Origin of the sequence: Bacillus gobiensis, assembly GCF_001278705.1 — a bacterium.
Taxonomy (GTDB): Bacteria; Bacillota; Bacilli; order Bacillales; family Bacillaceae; genus Bacillus; species Bacillus gobiensis.
Map to the genome: position 1 here is coordinate 416,366 of NZ_CP012600.1, position 16,281 is coordinate 432,646.

Consider the following 16,281-nt stretch of genomic DNA (forward strand, 5'->3'; position numbering starts at 1 on the left):
TATGAAGCCTATCTTTCAGTCTTGTCAATGGACAACCCTCTTTTTGGAAAGAAGGGCGTTCTTTCGTTAGCATGTAAGAAGACACCTTCGCATAGATTGTATTAGTACCTAGATTAGTACTTGCATCAATCAAGATGAGGGAGGTCCTTATGGATATTTTAAAGAAGATCGAGCAGTATAGGGAAGAGGAGCAGCGTCTGAAATGGGAAGGCACCTTCGCTGATTATCTGGAAATTATCAAGGAAAACCCGATAGTCGCTCAATCTGCTCATTCGCGAGTTTATAATATGATAAAAGACCATGGAATCGAAGAAAGGACCGGGAAAAAAACGTATACTTTTTTTGATCGGGAGCTTTTTGGTCTTGAAGAATCGCTGGAACGGCTTGTCGAAGAGTATTTCCATCCCGCTGCCAAACGTTTGGACGTCAGAAAAAGAATATTGCTGCTTATGGGTCCGGTCAGCGGCGGAAAATCAACCTTGGTAACGATACTGAAAAGAGGGCTTGAGGCTTACTCCCTCACAGAACAAGGTGCGGTATACGCAATTAAGGGCTGCCCGATGCACGAAGATCCGCTTCATTTAATCCCGCAGCATTTGCGTGAGGATTTTTACCAAGAGTACGGAATCAGAATCCAAGGGAATTTGTCACCGCTTAATTTAATGCGCTTGGAAGAGGAGTACGGCGGAAGGATTGAAGATGTCCGAGTGGAACGCATTTTCTTTTCGGAAGATAAACGGATAGGAATTGGCACGTTCAGCCCGTCCGATCCAAAATCACAGGATATTGCCGATCTGACAGGCAGTATCGACTTTTCAACGATCGCCGAGTACGGATCCGAATCGGATCCGCGCGCTTATCGATTTGACGGTGAGCTCAATAAAGCAAACAGAGGAATGATGGAATTTCAGGAGATGCTAAAGTGTGATGAAAAATTTCTCTGGCACCTGCTTTCCCTGACTCAGGAAGGAAATTTTAAAGCGGGAAGATTCGCTTTAATCTCTGCAGATGAACTGATTGTAGCCCATACGAATGAAACGGAATATCGCTCCTTCATCAGCAATAAAAAGAACGAGGCGCTCCATTCAAGAATTATCGTTATGCCTGTTCCTTATAACTTAAAGGTGTCTGAAGAGGAACGGATTTATGAAAAAATGATTTCAGAAAGTGACGTGAAAGAGGTTCACATTGCACCGCATACACTGAAGGTTGCCGCGATGTTTTCGATCATGACTCGCCTGAAGGATCCGAAACGGTCGGACATCAATCTTGTGAAAAAAATGCGACTGTATGATGGAGAAAGCGTAGAAGGCTTTAACTCAGTAGACGTGGAAGATTTGAAGAAGGAATACAATGATGAAGGCATGAAGGGGATTGATCCGAGGTATGTCATTAACCGCATATCCTCCACGATCATCAGAAAAAATATGGAATCGATTAATGCGCTTGACGTGCTGCGATCTTTGAAGGATGGGCTCGAGCAGCATCCTTCCATTTCCACAGAGGAACGAGACCGCTATTTGAATTTTATTTCGACCGCTAGAAAAGAATACGACGACATTGCGAAAAAAGAGGTTCAAAAAGCGTTTGTCTACTCCTATGAGGAATCCGCCAAAACGTTAATGGACAATTATCTGGATAACGTGGAAGCCTATTGCAACAAAAATAAATTAAGAGATCCTCTAACCGGTGAAGAAATGAACCCGGATGAAAAACTAATGAGATCAATAGAGGAACAAATCGGCATTTCCGAAAATGCGAAAAAAGCCTTCCGCGAAGAAATCCTGATTCGTATTTCCGCCTATGCGAGAAAAGGAAAACGATTCGATTACAACTCTCATGAAAGACTGAGAGAAGCGATTCAGAAAAAGCTATTTGCCGACTTAAAAGATGTGGTTAAAATCACAACCTCAACGAAAACACCTGATGAACAGCAGCTGAAGAAAGTAAACGAAGTTGTCGCAAGGCTCATAGACGAGCACGGCTATAATTCCACAAGCGCAAATGAACTATTAAAATATGTCGGAAGCTTGCTAAATCGATAATTTGTATAGTAGTGACTCAAGGTATGTGATGCCGTGAGTCGTTTTTTTTGGGGGGGAAATACGGGCAGGGCTTTATAACGTATAGAAAGCGAGCAACTCGGAATAAATTTTTCAGGAGCTAGGACTGAAATAATACGATCTGGTCGCAATAATCACTCTAGTGGTCGCAAAAAATTAGAAGGTGGGCCGAATAAATTCCAAACCGGGTCGAATTAATCACAGGGCCAGTCACAAAAGTGTGCCAACCGGAGGACAGCCTGTCTGAAGAGAGGGCGCATCGTCAGAAAAATTGTTCAAAGTATAGAAGTGCCACTTTTTTTCGGTGATTTCGAGCCAGGACAGAAAAAACGCAAGATTTGTCGCAATTATTTCTCAATTGGTCACAATAAATTAGAAGGTGGGCCGAATAAAACTGAGTTCGGGTCGAATAATCCCCAAACTAGTCCTAAAACCTCGCGAAAGTCCAATCTCCCCGTATATTCTCGGTCAAATCCCGCACACAAGGTGCGGGATTTTTATTGTCCTGTTATTAAAGATACGACTTTAGACCGATCTAAAATCAGCCTGAAACTAATGTTGTCTTAAATTTTAATTAGCTATAGTTAGATGGGTAATAAAGGATTCATAAACTAAATTCACCTAAAAATTTTTTAATTGGAAGGAGTAAGCAATAATGTCATGGATTACAAAATGGTCATTTAAAAACAAGGCGGCTGTCTGGATTATGGGAATTATCATTCTCGTCATGGGGATCATCAGTTACATACGGCTGCCGATGGAATTTTTCCCTTCAACCGATATGCCGATGGTTTCTGTCATTACTACAGGACAGGGAATGGACGCAAATACGATGGAGAGTGAAGTTACCGATCCGATCGAGCAGGCCCTGGACAGTGTAAAAGGCAAAACGAATATTTTATCTACCTCTGGTGATTCCTTTTCAAATGTACAGGTACATCTGGAAGCAAAAACGGACATGAAGGAAGCTAAAGCTGAGGTGGAGGATCTGTTAAATGCATTGACCCTTCCACAGAATGTGTCTAAACCTACAATTTCTCAATTAAATACATCAATGATCCCTGTCTCATATGTATCTTTATCGTTTGAAGGCAGTCTGACAAGCGAAAACATTAAAAAATCCGAAGAAGAAATCGTTCCTCTTTTTAAGGACATAGAGGGTGTTGCATCTGTTCAAACGATGGGTGTGGCTGAAGACTATGTTTCTGTTACTTTAGACGAAACAAAAATGAAGGAAAGCAATGTATCGGTTGAGCAAATCATGACGCTTTTACAAGGCCAGAACCTAAACGCTTCCATTGGTGAAAAAAATATCGATGGAAGATCGACGAATGTAAAAGTAGTAGGGCAGGTAAATAATATTGATGAATTAAAGAATGCTGAAATTGTACCATCAGTGCCATTAAAGAATATAGCTAACGTTGAAATCAAAAAGCCGGAAGATTCGCTCACAAGGATTAATGGCGAGGGCGGACTAATCTTAGTCGTAACAAAAGACAGTCAGTCGAATGCTGTTACAGTCAGTCATAAAGTAAACGAATTAAGTGATAAAATCAATGAAGATAATAAAGGCGAGCTGCAATCGAATGTAATTTTGGAAACTGCCGATACGGTTGAGTCGTCTGTTCACAGCATGATGAATGAAGTGCTTCTTGGAGCTCTATTCGCTACTATTGTTATTATGATCTTTCTGCGAAATCTTAAATCTACATTCATTACGATCGTGTCGATCCCTTTATCTCTCGGACTTACTCTGTTTCTTTTGTCCGTCTCGGGTGTCACGCTTAATATTCTTACCCTAGGCGGAGTGGCAGTTGCCGTCGGAAGGCTCGTAGATGATAGTATCGTTGTTATTGAAAATATTTTTAGAAAGTCGCAGAATGAAAAATTTTCAGTTTCCATGATCATCGACGCGACAAAAGAAGTAGGGAGTGCCATTACAGCATCAACCTTAACAACTGTAGCAGTATTTTTGCCGATGGGGTTAGTCAACGGAGGACTACAGGACTTGCTTCTCCCATTTGCCTTGACTATTACCTATTCACTGCTTGCGTCCCTGCTCGTGGCATTGACGGTCGTTCCTTTGATGAGTGCGGGTTTATTAAAAAACAGCAAACTGAAAGAGCACATACCGTCCAAACGATTCGGAAGTTTTTTGACCTGGTCGTTAAGTCATAAACTGATTGTCCTTGGAACTGCTTTCGTCTTGTTTGCCGGTTCGATCGGCGCCTATATGGTTCTTCCGAAAGGTTCTATAGCAAAGACAAAAAATGACTACGTGGTAGCTACTCTCGATTATCCAAACGAAGTACCAATTGAGGATGTAAAGGATGGCGCTTTGACTCTTGAGAAGCATATCTTGGAGCAAGAAGGAGTAGAACATGCTTATCTTCAACTGGGTAATTCAGATGACTCTGCATCGTATGGTCAAATCAGTTCACCAACTCAAGCGCAATTTATGGTGACCTTAAAAGAAGGAACGGATGAAGAGAAATTTTTGCAAAACATTACGGATGAAAAAGATCAATACCCGGAAGCACAGCTTAGTGCTACAGGAGCTTCCATGATGGGCGGAGGGCAAACAGAGATTACGGTTGATGTACTCGGAGACGATCCAGAGACTCTGTCAGAGGTTGCGCTTACGATTAAAGACAAGATAGATGGGATTGAAGGAATCGAAAAAGTAACTTCAAATCAGGAGGATCAAAAGACGGTCTATTCATTTGCCGTAAAACCGGGTGCAACGACAACGGACCAAGTCGTTCAGCAAGCAGGTACGCTTCTCAATCAAACACCAATCGGGACAGTAGAAGTGAATGACCAGCAAGCGGACGTAAAAGTAGAGCCGCTATTCGATCCGAAAACAGAAAAAGACCTGGCAGATCTGCCGGTTGCTACTCAAACGGGTATGGCGTCCATATCTGATATCGCAACCTTAACCAAAGAAGAAGAACCGACTAATATCTATCATAAGGACAACGAACAATATGTAAGAGTTACAGCAAATGTTGATCCAAAACAGGTTTCTGATATCTCGGCAGAAATTTCAACAGCCATCTTTGGCAATAATACAGAAGAAGGGATCGATCTCCCTGATGATACGGAAGTGCTTGTCGGCGGGGCAAGCGCAGATCAATCGAGCGATTTCAGCGATATGTTTATTACGATGTTGGCTTCGATCGCAATCGTATTTGTCATCATGGTCGTAACCTTTAAAACGATTCGTACGCCAATAGCTATTCTTTTCTCGTTGCCGCTCGCTGCGATCGGTGCGATACTTGCTTTGATTATTACGAGAATTCCGGTCGATGTGACATCGCTATTAGGGGCTTTGATGCTAATCGGAGTAGTCGTGACCAATGCAATTGTATTGCTTGACCGTGTGAAGCAAAATGAGGAGAGCATGAGCATTCGAGATTCATTGGTAGAAGCTGCGTCAGTACGTATGCGGCCGATTATCATGACAGCAGTTGCCACAATCTGTGCGATGCTTCCGTTACTGTTCAAAGAATCTGAATCTGGAAATCTCGTCTCAGGAAGCCTGGCGGTTGTTGTTATCGGAGGACTTGGCGTGTCGACCGTATTAACGCTTATAGTCGTTCCAGTAATTTATGAACTGCTGTATTTCAAAAAGTCAAAACGTGAGCGAAAAGCGCTTGAAGAAACGAAAACAAGAATCAGTATATAAAAGAACGATTTATAAATGCAACTCATGCAGCATTAAGGCATGAGCTGCATTTTTTTGCTTTTTCGGACAAAAGCATAATTTGTCCTATTGTCTAAATTGTTTGTCAACAGTATTCCACTTTTGCATAAGATAAAAAATAAATATTTCTCATAACTTGTTTCATATAAAGCAGTGAACTGGAATACGTATGTATAACTACCAAAAAAGGGTGCAAAGGGAGGGGAAATCATGACCCATGAAGATAATGGCCATTTTGCAATTTCCCAAGAAGACTGGTCCCTCCATCGTAAAGGCTACGATGATCAAATACGTCACCAGGAAAAAGTTCAGGAAGCTATAAAAAACAATCTGCCTGATTTGGTGACAGAGGAAAGCATTATCATGTCCAACGGAAGAGACGTCGTAAAAATTCCAATTCGTTCACTTGATGAGTATAAAATCAGATACAACTATGACAAAAACAAACATGTCGGGCAGGGTGATGGGGATAGTCAGATTGGTGATGTGGTGGCACGTGACGGTGCAGAGAAAAAGCAGGGTGCCGGAAAAGGATCAGGGGCAGGAGATCAATCAGGCGAAGATTACTATGAAGCCGAAGTGTCGCTAATGGATTTAGAGGAGGCTCTTTTCAGAGAGATGGAGCTCCCGAATTTGCAGCAAAAAGAAAGAGACAATATTGTTGTTGAAGATATAGAATTTAATGATATTCGCAAGACGGGGTTAACTGGAAACATTGATAAGAAACGTACGATGCTTTCCGCTTTTAAGAGAAACGCAATGACGGGTAATCGCTCGTTTTATCCGATTTATCCTGAAGATCTCAAATATAAGACGTGGAACGAAATTGTAAAGCCTGATTCAAAAGCCGTCGTTCTCGCGATGATGGATACAAGTGGAAGTATGGGTGTATGGGAAAAGTATATGGCCAGAAGCTTCTTTTTCTGGATGACCAGATTTCTTAGAACAAAGTACGAAACGGTAGAAATAGAATTTATTGCTCACCACACAGAGGCTAAGGTTGTTCCTGAGGAGGATTTCTTTTCAAAGGGAGAAAGCGGAGGTACGATTTGTTCTTCCGTTTATAGAAAATCATTAGAAATCATAGATCAAAAATACGATCCGGCCAGATACAACATTTACCCGTTTCATTTCTCGGATGGGGATAACTTAACATCAGATAATGCCAGGTGCGTCAAGCTTGTCAACGAGCTTATGAAAAAAACCAATCTGTTTTGCTACGGCGAAGTCAATCAGTATAACCGCCATTCAACTCTCATGTCGGCCTATAAAAATATAAATGATGAAAAATTCAAATACTATATCCTAAAACAAAAATCCGATGTGTTCCAAGCGTTAAAAAGCTTTTTTTATAAAGAAGAAGCCGCGAAGCTTGCTTAAAAAAGTCCTTCAAGTAAGAAGGATTTTTTCTTGCCATTTTTTGTGTACTAGTGTACTATCTAAATAGAACACTAGTACATGATTGTTAGGAGGTTTTTGCTTGATTGCTTTTCGAGGGCTCGTCCGAAAGGATTTCAAGATGGCACGATCTGCCTTAGTTTTATGGATCGCTGCCTCGTTCATCCTTTTGGCTTTATTCTACGGATTTTCCAAATATATAAATGAACCATTAGCGATGGTTGGCTTTATCGTGACGTCTCTTATAATCCAAAGCTTTTTTTCAGCGTGTTTGATGTATTACCAGCTGCAAAAGGAAGGGAAAAGCCAGCTATGGCTGCATAATCCGCAAAGCAGTTACATATTGGTTTTGTCAAAAATGACGGTTACTTTTATTTGCCAGATCCTTTCACAAATCCTTTTATTTTTGCAGAATTGGTTCGTAATTACATTCTTTGTTAATCCGAAAATCATCGATAACGGTATCGTTACGATAAATGACATGTTGTTGATCAATTTAGCAGTTTTAACAGGATCTATCATGTTGATGATTTGGGTTATCTTTTATTGGTCGATTTATTCATCACTGAAAAAATTTCCGATCTTAAAAAAAGTTAGAGCGCTGATTATTTTAGTTCTTTTCATTCTCTACAATATGACGGAATCGCTTCTTGCTCATGTTTCGAAAAAATTATCGCTGTTTGATCAGTGGGTGATCCCAATCAAAACAAACTTTGCCTTTCTTTATGAAAAGAATTCCGGATGGTCGATGGATGTTATGACAGTAAAGTTTTCCGTTATTCCGATTATTTATTATGTTCTCTTAAGTGTCATTCTGCTCTATGTATCCTGCAGGCTTTTAAATAAGCACGTTGAGGTGTGAAGCTATGGCTAAAAATTATTCATCGTCAAAGCCGATCTATATGCAGATTGCCGAGCAGGTCTTTAAACAGGTGGTACGCGGAGAATTGAAGCAGGGCGATAAGCTGCCTTCTGTCCGAGAGATGGCGATTCAAACCGGTGTTAATCCGAATACAATTCAGCGGACTTACAGTGAAATGGAAAGGATGGGGATCGTGGAGACTAGGCGCGGTCAAGGCACGTTTCTTGCAGAAAATAATCAAATCATTCTCGATCTAAAGGAAAAGATGAAAAACGAGGCGACAGAGGAATATGTCAACCAGCTTAAGGAGCTTGGTTTAACACAAGCAGAAATGCTGGAAGGGCTTGAAGCTTTTTTGAAAAAGGGGAATCCAGAGTGAGTATCGAATTGAAGCAGGTGACTAAAAAGTACGGAAAAGAATATGCTCTTGATCACGTTTCACTTTCTCTTACACCGGGAAAAATCTACGGATTGCTAGGTCCGAACGGCAGCGGTAAATCGACCTTTCTGAAGATCATTTCGGGACTTGTTTTTCCGGATCGAGGGGAGATACTTGTAGAGGATCAAGCAGTATCCCGCAGAATTAGTGAGAGGGTAGCCTATTCGACGGAGCTTGATATGCTTTATGAGCCATTCAAAGTAAATGATATGCTTTCATTTTATCAAACCCAGTTTCAGGACTTTGACCGGCAAAAGGCAAATGAGCTTTTGAACCTAATGAAATTAGACGGAAACAAAAAAATTAAAAAGCTCTCGAAAGGAAATCGCGGTAGATTAAAGCTCGTGCTTGCAATCTCCAGAGACGCTCCCTTCCTTTTGCTTGACGAACCGTTTTCAGGTCTTGATCCTATGGTTCGGGAATCAATTGCGAAGATTCTGATTAGCCACATTGACCTTGAAAAGCAGACAGTGCTGATCGCAACCCATGAGATTGACGAAATTGAGCTGTTGCTTGACGAGGTCATTGTCATAGCAAACGGGAAAATTGCGGCGCGAGAAAACGTCGAACGGGTTAGGGAAGAAGAAGATCTTTGTGTGAAGGATTGGCTGAAGGAAATATTTCAAAACAAAGGAGAATGATCATGGCAAAGCTGTTAGAGTTAAAAGACGTCTCAAAAGTGATTCGAGGAAAACGAATTATTGATCGGCTCAATTTTGAAGTGAATGCCGGTGAGGTTTTCGGATTCCTTGGACCGAATGGTGCCGGGAAAACAACAACGATTCGAATGATGGTTGGTCATATGAAAATTTCTGAAGGCGAGATTATTATTTGCGGTGACAACATCGCTGCAAATTTTGAAAAAGCGGCGGCTCACATCGGTGCCATTGTTGAAAATCCGGAGCTTTATAAATTTCTTACAGGCTATCAAAATTTAAAACAATATGCCCGTATGACAAAAGGAGTGACTAAGGAAAAAATTGATGAGGTTGTTGAGCTGGTTGGCTTAAAGAAGCGGATTCATGACAAAGTAAAAACCTATTCACTTGGTATGAGGCAGCGGCTCGGGCTTGCTCAGGCCTTGCTTCATGACCCAAAAATATTAATCCTTGATGAACCGACAAACGGGCTCGATCCTGCCGGAATCAGAGAAATTCGTGATTATTTAAGAAGGCTGGCACGGGAAAAAGGAATAGCGGTTATTGTATCCAGTCATTTGCTTTCTGAAATGGAGCTGATGTGTGACAGGATTGCGATAATAAAAAATGGTAAATTACTAGATATCCAGAATGTCCATGAATTTACGAATGATCAAAAAGAAACGTTAGTGATTCTAGCCGATGATCCTGAGCAGGCATACAAAGCTGCAGAAATGTTTGGCGCCCTTGAACCATTACATACTGAAAACGGTATTCAGGTCGAGGCCTCTAAAGAAGCAATTCCGGATTTAATTTACCATCTGGTCAATGCAAATGTCCGACTATATGAAATAAAACGGGTCAACAAAACGCTTGAAGATCGTTTTCTTGAGATGACATCAGAGAGTAAGGAGGAAAAAGCTCATGCATAAGCTGATACTAAACGAGTGGATAAAGATTATCAAACGTCCCGGAACGATTGTCATGGCAGGATTGCTTCTCGTTTCGGTCATTGCTTTTGGAATAATGAACAGAACAACTGATCAAGCTGAGTCAAATCCGAATTGGAAACAGCAATTAACAGAGCAGAATAAAGAGATGAATACGGCTCTTAAAGAGGTAGGTGATTCAAATTCTCTCTTAAAACAAAACTACCAAAAAACGATTGCTATTAATGAGTACAGAATTGAAAATAATCTGCCTCCAGAGGGAGAATATACAGTCTGGTCGTTTTTAACTGATACGATGGGCTTTACAACGCTGGTTGGATTGTTTACGATCATCATTGCTTCAGGCATGGTTGCAAACGAGTTCAGCTGGGGAACGATTAAACTATTAATTATTCGGCCGATCGGTCGTTTTAAGCTATTACTATCGAAGTATATAACGGTTTTGACATTTGCCGTAGCGATGCTTGCGTTTCTATTTATCAGTACAGCGATTGTAGGTCTTATTTTCTTTGGAACAGGCGGTGAGAGTGCACCTTATCTAGCTTATCATGACGGCTCGGTTCAAGAAAAAAGCATGCTTCTGCATTTAATAACGAACTATTGCCTGCATTCCATCGACCTTTTCATGCTTTCGACAATGGCTTTTATGATTTCGTCAGTATTTCGAAACAATTCTTTGGCTAGCGGGATCAGCATCTTTCTCCTTGTCTTGGGAGGCACAGTAACCGGATTGCTTGCTATGAGATTTGATTGGGCGAAATACAGTCTGTTTGCCAACACGGATCTGACACAATACTTTGATGGAACCCCGTTAATAGAAGGAATGACTCTTGGTTTCTCCATTATCATGCTGATTATCTATTTTATTATCTTTATTGTTTTGGCATTTACTGTGTTTACCAAAAGAGACGTTGCAGCTTAACAAAGCAGGCTGTCTATAGGGGAGTTCATATGGGCTTTTGGTCTTTGGTTTCGATAAAAGTGTCATTACTCAGAGGAGTGGCTGCTGTAATTACTGGGGAAAAGAAAAAGGAAAAAGAAAAGAGTAAATAAGCAAGACTCCCGATCGAAATCGGGAGTCTTTTCATATGGATTAATCTGAAATTATGCTTTTGTAACGTTAGCAGCTTGAGGGCCACGGTTTCCTTCAACGATTTCGAAAGAAACAGATTGACCTTCTTCTAAAGTTTTGAAGCCTTCGCCTTGAATAGCAGAGAAGTGAACGAATACATCGTCTTGACCTTCAACTTCGATGAAACCGAAACCTTTTTCAGAATTGAACCATTTTACTTTACCTTCTAGCATGAAATTTCCTCCTAAAGCGATCATAACGCTTAAATTCACTATTCTTGCTCTAAAACAAACTTCCAAGACGAAAACTCTTTCAAAACTTTCTTCTTTAAAGATAGTTCGAACAAAAATAATTAACTTTACTTTATCAGGAATTTGTCAGAAATTCAACTATTATCGGTAATTTTTTCGAAAAATTTCTAGGCGTTTCTGTATAATTTATCCCTTATTATGGGGGCAAGATTTCCATTTGCAACGCCTTCACTAGCATATTCAATGCGAATTGCAATCTCCCCTGATCAAAGGTTCACTTTATCTGATTCTAATCGATGTGTATTTTGTTTCCAGATACTCTTCTATTCCGTAGTATCCGCCTTCCCGGCCGATTCCGCTTTCTTTCATTCCTCCAAAAGGAGCTTGAACCACTGAAGGGAGAGAATCGTTGACGCCGATAATGCCATAATCCAAGCCTTCACTTACTTTAATAGCATCGCTTAAATTATCCGTGTATAAATAGGCTGCCAGTCCATAAGGAGTATCATTAGCTCGCTTGATCACTTCATCAGCCGTTTGGAATCTGGCAATTGGAGCAACCGGTCCAAAGGTTTCTTCATTCATGCAGAGCATATCATCGTTTGCGTTCGAAATAACTACTGGGGGAACGAACAAATCACCGTCATTGATCGTTTGGTTATTATGATAATACAATTGACCTCCTTTTTCCTCTGCATCTTTTATATGGGATTGAACCTTTTTCTTCGCTTCATGATTAATAAGGGGACCGATCGTAACACCTTCTTCTAATCCGCTTCCGACTTTAAGGCCTGCAATTTTCTCGATCGTTTTTTGGACGAATTGTTCGTAGATTGAATCATGTACGTACACTCGGTTTGTACAGACGCAGGTTTGGCCGGCATTTCTGAATTTTGATTTAAGAAGCCCGTTGACAGCGAAACCTAGATCCGTATCTGGAAAAACAATAAAGGGCGCATGGCCGCCAAGCTCAAAAGAGACTTTTTTCACTGTTTGACTGGCGCCGCGCATTAAAATTTTTCCCACTTCGGTCGATCCGGTAAATGAGATTTTTCGTACACGAGGATCCTTTTGCCAGACTTCAGCTATTTCCTGTGCTTCTCCTAAAACTACGTTTAGGACACCTTTTGGAATTCCCGCTTCATGTGCAAGTTCTGCAAGCCTGAGGGCAGTAAGAGGAGTTTCTTCAGCCGGCTTAATCACGGCAGTACACCCTGCTGCAAGGGCGGGAGCAATTTTTCGTGTGATCATTGCTGCTGGAAAATTCCAAGGAGTAATCGCTGCAATGACTCCGATAGGCTGTTTAGTCACATAAATGCGTTTGTTTTTAAAAGAAGCAGGAATAATATCACCGTATACACGCTTTCCTTCCTCCGCATACCATTCCACAAAGTTGTTAGCATATTCTACTTCGCCAATCGCTTCTGGCAGCGGCTTTCCTTGCTCACTAGTCATTAGACGGCCGATGGATTCTTTGTGATCTTGTATGAGTGAGAACCATTTTTTTAAAATTTCTGAGCGTTCTTTTGCAGTCGCTTTTGACCATGTTAAAAACGCTTTATCAGCTGCATCAACTGCCGACTGCGCTTCTTCCTTTCCTCCAAAGGCAACGTCTGAAACGATATCGCCGGTAGCAGGATTATGTACAGATAGCTTGTTTTTTGTTGTGACCCAATCACCGTTGATATAAAGAGGCTTCATTAAAATCCCTCCACTACTTATTTAATTCCGATAATGAAATCAGAATATTTCGTATAGAGCTAAAGTAGTAGAATTCAAAGGGAATGTCAATGAAAAGGAATAAGTAAAATTCATGTGATTTCTTGCAATTTCCAAGTCAGTGCAATCCTTGAAAATGCAATCATAGTCAGCCGGCAACAGGTTAAAGTAATCTTTTTTTGGGAAGTTTGTTTTTCAAAACATACAGTTCCTTCCTTATCCATTATTTGCAAAGTAGCTACATCGGAAGGTGCATGAAGTTAATTTGTTAGGAATAAGGAAGGTAACCGGGAGTAAATTTGAGGTGTTCGGTTATAAACGGTTAATGCAAGCTTTCTTCTATTTCATCAACCATGTGAAGAATAGGTTCGTCATTTACAACATTCATGATCTCCGGGCTGACATGAATGGGGTTGGTTGATGAAATATTAACCGTTTTCAAATCTGCTTCTGTACGTAATCCATTTACTTTGCCTTCGAGCCAAGAATAGGCTTTTGCTGCTCCTTTTCTTGCTTCAGGAGACATGGCAGCAATAAAAGCAATAGTTGTAAGTAAGAGCGGTAACTGGTTAAAACCTGACCGTTTTTTAATCAAAATCTCAGCCTCCTTTTTTTGGCATAAACTTCATCCGAAATCCCCGTTGAATTTTATGTTTACCATTTGTATTGATCTTATACTGCAGCTTTATTTGAAATATTGTGCATAAAAAAGCTGGAATCTGAAAATCCTAAATACGAAAAGGAGGTTAACTAATGATAAACAAAAAATTAGCGCTATCAGCTATTTTAGTACCATTTATCCTCACTGCCGGCTGTGGAATGAATAATGCAGGGGATAACGGACGACGGGACAACAATCCTTATGAAAATGTAAATTACAGGGATATGAACAGACCGGATAACGTGGGCAATGATATGGCTGATGATAACCAAAATCAAGGTAACCAAAATCAAGGTAACCAAAATGAAGATAACCAAATGAAGGTTGCCGATGAAGCTGCTGACAAAGTGAATGAAGTGGAAGGCGTCGAAAACGCGACAGTTATCGTTACTGAAAATAACGCATTTGTTGCCGTAGCTTTAGAAGGAAATAAAGAAGGAAATATTACAGATGATGTAAAAAATAAAATTTCTGATAAAGTAAAATCAACCGACGAGAGCATCAATAACGTTTACGTCTCAGCGAATCCGGATTTCTTTGATCGCATGCAGGATTACGGAAATCGGATCAACCAAGGAGAACCGATTGCAGGATTCTTTGATGAGTTTGGAGAAACTGTACGCAGAGTTTTTCCTACAGCTGAATAACATCTTTGCTTTCCCTTTCACTTACGTGGAAGGGATTTTTTTGTCAAAACTGCTTCATCCATCATAAAATCATATAGAAAGGGAATATCAATTGTTTGAATTTGGGTATACAATAAAGATTAACCATATATTTTGTTCGTTGTAAACGGGGTGTTGAATTGGAAAAGTTCTTAAAAGTAACAGCAGTTATAATCTTATTAACGGGAGCAGTTTTACACATAATTCTTGCCTCACTTCCAATTCTGTTGGCGGCATTTACGGACGAAGGAGCACTGGTTAATGAAACAATATCGTTTCTAGAGGAATCTTATACAGAAGAGGAAATTAAGGAATCACTTGATATGATTCCATATCAGCATGTTAATGTGTATTATTCAGAAGAGGAAGAGGATATTCTTCCATTAACAGAGGAAACGCTTGATTATGCAATTGAAGTAAATCGAAATCTATTAGACTATCATCCTCCTGAAGATGATACTCTTGATTTAATTTTTTTTGAAAATAGGGGACAGATGGAGAGATTCTCCAACCTGCGGGATATTTCCGGGTTTTATTCCGAGCAAAATCAGCTAATCGGCCTTTTGCCGGAAGAAAAGGAAAAACTGGCCTCAGAAGAAGAGTTTTCTGTATATTTATATCAACGTATCCTTATTCATGAATATACGCATTATGCTCTCCATCAAAAATTAAGGGAAATAAATGTGGACCCGGAGGAAATGCCGTTATGGTTTCATGAAGGGGTTGCGGAGTGGATAGCAAATTATGAAATTGAGTTGGAGCCTATGGATCTTTCTCCTGTGCCTTTTGAAAAATTAATGACCGACGAAGATTGGCAAAATTCCCGGTTTGATTATTCAACTGATATTTATTTGCAGAGCTACTATATGATTAATGAGCTTGTGGAAAGCTTTGGAGAAGACATTTTACTTTCCATTATTAATGAAACGAGGACGAACGGAGATTTTAATAAAGCTTTTCAAGAGGCTACGAATGAATCTTTGAAGGATTTTGAAAAATTATTTATACAAGAATATTCTACAGAAGAAAAAACGGCACAAGAAATGAATCTTGATGCCGTTTCTTAGTTAATGCAAGGTTCCTTGATTCGAGCCTGCGTTCGGCATTTGTGGATTGCCGTTTGCAGGGGCAAAAGAGGCGGTTGCTTTTTGCATATCCTCTGGTGAAAGCTGTGGGACTTGGTAATACTCATGTTTATTTTGATACAAAAAGATTTCGTAGGCCATTTCAATATAATTTGGAATTTGATCTGCTACAACTCTTCGCACGACAGGATTGGTTGACTCAAGAGCTGCCATGGTTAGCATGGTAGTTTGTGATTTGATTAATCCAAGCATATGGCCGCTTAGTCCTGCGTCTTTTACTTCAGATAATGATTGGCAAGGTTTTTTTGGCTGGGCAGCCTTAATTCCATATGTGACTTGGCGATCTTGTTTCATCATGTAGGTTGAAGTTTCTTGGGCAGGTTTCCTTCCTGTTTTGAAGCATTCAACCGTAATGTTATAATGATTTGAGATAAACTGGTATTGACGGTCCAACATGTCGAGAAGCTCCGGATCCTTTACGTATTGTCTGAACATTATATATTGATCCAGTACACTTATCATACCTGACAACACTTCTTGTAAATCAAAAACCTCATGTCCGCCATGATTCATAGGCATATTCTGTTGATTCATGTTTATTTGCTGATTTTGCTGCTGCATTTTGTCATATTCCACCTTTCAAGAGAGTAACATGAATATTGTAGGAAAATTCCTACGGAAGTATTCCTACTAAAATAAGGCAAAAAAAAGTTTATAGGTAATAGTAATTATTCCGTTTTTTTTGGAAGGTTTTTTTTATTGCCTGACGAAT

General features: G+C 40.2%; 14 protein-coding genes. 10 read left to right on the forward strand and 4 right to left on the reverse strand.

All coding sequences use genetic code 11. The features are described from left to right. Window positions 1-149 precede the first annotated feature (149 nt). From AM592_RS02065 to AM592_RS02100, 8 genes are all read left to right on the forward strand, one after another. Window positions 150-2,045: a PrkA family serine protein kinase gene (locus AM592_RS02065; protein ID WP_053602235.1), complete on the forward strand. Its 1,896-nt coding sequence runs from the start codon at window positions 150-152 to the stop codon at window positions 2,043-2,045. Window positions 2,046-2,718: 673 nt separating this feature from the next. Next, a complete protein-coding gene (locus AM592_RS02070; protein ID WP_053602236.1) occupies window positions 2,719-5,751 on the forward strand; it encodes an efflux RND transporter permease subunit in 3,033 nt (1,010 codons plus the stop codon). A gap of 228 nt (window positions 5,752-5,979) precedes the next feature. Continuing rightward, complete coding sequence (yhbH, locus tag AM592_RS02075; RefSeq protein ID WP_053602237.1) at window positions 5,980-7,149, forward strand: sporulation protein YhbH; 1,170 nt, start codon at window positions 5,980-5,982, stop codon at window positions 7,147-7,149. A 100-nt stretch (window positions 7,150-7,249) separates the two neighbouring features. Then, on the forward strand, window positions 7,250-8,029 hold the full coding sequence (locus AM592_RS02080; RefSeq protein ID WP_053602238.1) for a hypothetical protein: 780 nt from the start codon (window positions 7,250-7,252) through the stop codon (window positions 8,027-8,029). A 4-nt stretch (window positions 8,030-8,033) separates the two neighbouring features. Next, a complete protein-coding gene (locus AM592_RS02085; protein ID WP_053602239.1) occupies window positions 8,034-8,408 on the forward strand; it encodes a GntR family transcriptional regulator in 375 nt (124 codons plus the stop codon). Further along, window positions 8,405-9,109 (forward strand): ABC transporter ATP-binding protein, encoded by a 705-nt coding sequence (locus AM592_RS02090; protein ID WP_053602240.1) that lies wholly within the window; start codon window positions 8,405-8,407, stop codon window positions 9,107-9,109. Before AM592_RS02085 ends, AM592_RS02090 begins: the two co-directional genes overlap by 4 nt. Before the next feature lie 2 nt (window positions 9,110-9,111). After that, on the forward strand, window positions 9,112-10,038 hold the full coding sequence (locus AM592_RS02095; RefSeq protein ID WP_053602241.1) for an ABC transporter ATP-binding protein: 927 nt from the start codon (window positions 9,112-9,114) through the stop codon (window positions 10,036-10,038). After that, the gene (locus AM592_RS02100) at window positions 10,031-10,978 is read left to right on the forward strand and encodes an ABC transporter permease (RefSeq protein ID WP_053602242.1); all 948 of its coding nucleotides are present in this window, start codon (window positions 10,031-10,033) and stop codon (window positions 10,976-10,978) included. Before AM592_RS02095 ends, AM592_RS02100 begins: the two co-directional genes overlap by 8 nt. A 182-nt stretch (window positions 10,979-11,160) precedes the next feature. Here the strand turns inward: AM592_RS02100 and cspB are convergent, their stop codons facing one another. The 3 genes from cspB to AM592_RS02115 form a co-directional block, all read right to left on the reverse strand. Continuing rightward, on the reverse strand, window positions 11,161-11,361 hold the full coding sequence (gene cspB / locus AM592_RS02105; protein ID WP_003155376.1) for a cold shock-like protein CspB: 201 nt from the start codon (window positions 11,359-11,361) through the stop codon (window positions 11,161-11,163). Window positions 11,362-11,658: 297 nt separating this feature from the next. After that, complete coding sequence (locus tag AM592_RS02110) at window positions 11,659-13,080, reverse strand: NAD-dependent succinate-semialdehyde dehydrogenase (protein ID WP_053602243.1); 1,422 nt, start codon at window positions 13,078-13,080, stop codon at window positions 11,659-11,661. Window positions 13,081-13,420: 340 nt separating this feature from the next. Further along, complete coding sequence (locus AM592_RS02115) at window positions 13,421-13,693, reverse strand: hypothetical protein (RefSeq protein WP_053602244.1); 273 nt, start codon at window positions 13,691-13,693, stop codon at window positions 13,421-13,423. Between the two features lie 158 nt (window positions 13,694-13,851). On the opposite strand from AM592_RS02115, the gene AM592_RS02120 reads away from it, so the two are divergent. Next, a complete protein-coding gene (locus AM592_RS02120; RefSeq protein ID WP_053602245.1) occupies window positions 13,852-14,406 on the forward strand; it encodes a YhcN/YlaJ family sporulation lipoprotein in 555 nt (184 codons plus the stop codon). A 158-nt stretch (window positions 14,407-14,564) separates the two neighbouring features. Beyond that, complete coding sequence (locus AM592_RS02125) at window positions 14,565-15,491, forward strand: collagenase (protein WP_053602246.1); 927 nt, start codon at window positions 14,565-14,567, stop codon at window positions 15,489-15,491. Here the strand turns inward: AM592_RS02125 and AM592_RS02130 are convergent, their stop codons facing one another. Continuing rightward, a complete protein-coding gene (locus tag AM592_RS02130; RefSeq protein WP_053602247.1) occupies window positions 15,492-16,130 on the reverse strand; it encodes a spore coat protein in 639 nt (212 codons plus the stop codon). It lies immediately after the preceding gene. Window positions 16,131-16,281: the final 151 nt, after the last annotated feature.

Bases quoted from the DNA above. Each gene is read 5' to 3' on its own strand.
- AM592_RS02100 (WP_053602242.1), top strand. From the start codon at position 10,031: ATGCATAAGCTGATACTAAACGAGTGGATAAAGATTATCAAACGTCCC.
- AM592_RS02070 (WP_053602236.1), top strand. From the start codon at position 2,719: ATGTCATGGATTACAAAATGGTCATTTAAAAACAAGGCGGCTGTCTGG.
- AM592_RS02085 (WP_053602239.1), top strand. From the start codon at position 8,034: ATGGCTAAAAATTATTCATCGTCAAAGCCGATCTATATGCAGATTGCC.
- AM592_RS02095 (WP_053602241.1), top strand. From the start codon at position 9,112: ATGGCAAAGCTGTTAGAGTTAAAAGACGTCTCAAAAGTGATTCGAGGA.
- AM592_RS02110 (WP_053602243.1), bottom strand. From the start codon at position 13,080: ATGAAGCCTCTTTATATCAACGGTGATTGGGTCACAACAAAAAACAAG.
- cspB (WP_003155376.1), bottom strand. From the start codon at position 11,361: ATGCTAGAAGGTAAAGTAAAATGGTTCAATTCTGAAAAAGGTTTCGGT.
- AM592_RS02065 (WP_053602235.1), top strand. From the start codon at position 150: ATGGATATTTTAAAGAAGATCGAGCAGTATAGGGAAGAGGAGCAGCGT.
- AM592_RS02120 (WP_053602245.1), top strand. From the start codon at position 13,852: ATGATAAACAAAAAATTAGCGCTATCAGCTATTTTAGTACCATTTATC.
- AM592_RS02130 (WP_053602247.1), bottom strand. From the start codon at position 16,130: ATGCAGCAGCAAAATCAGCAAATAAACATGAATCAACAGAATATGCCT.
- yhbH (WP_053602237.1), top strand. From the start codon at position 5,980: ATGACCCATGAAGATAATGGCCATTTTGCAATTTCCCAAGAAGACTGG.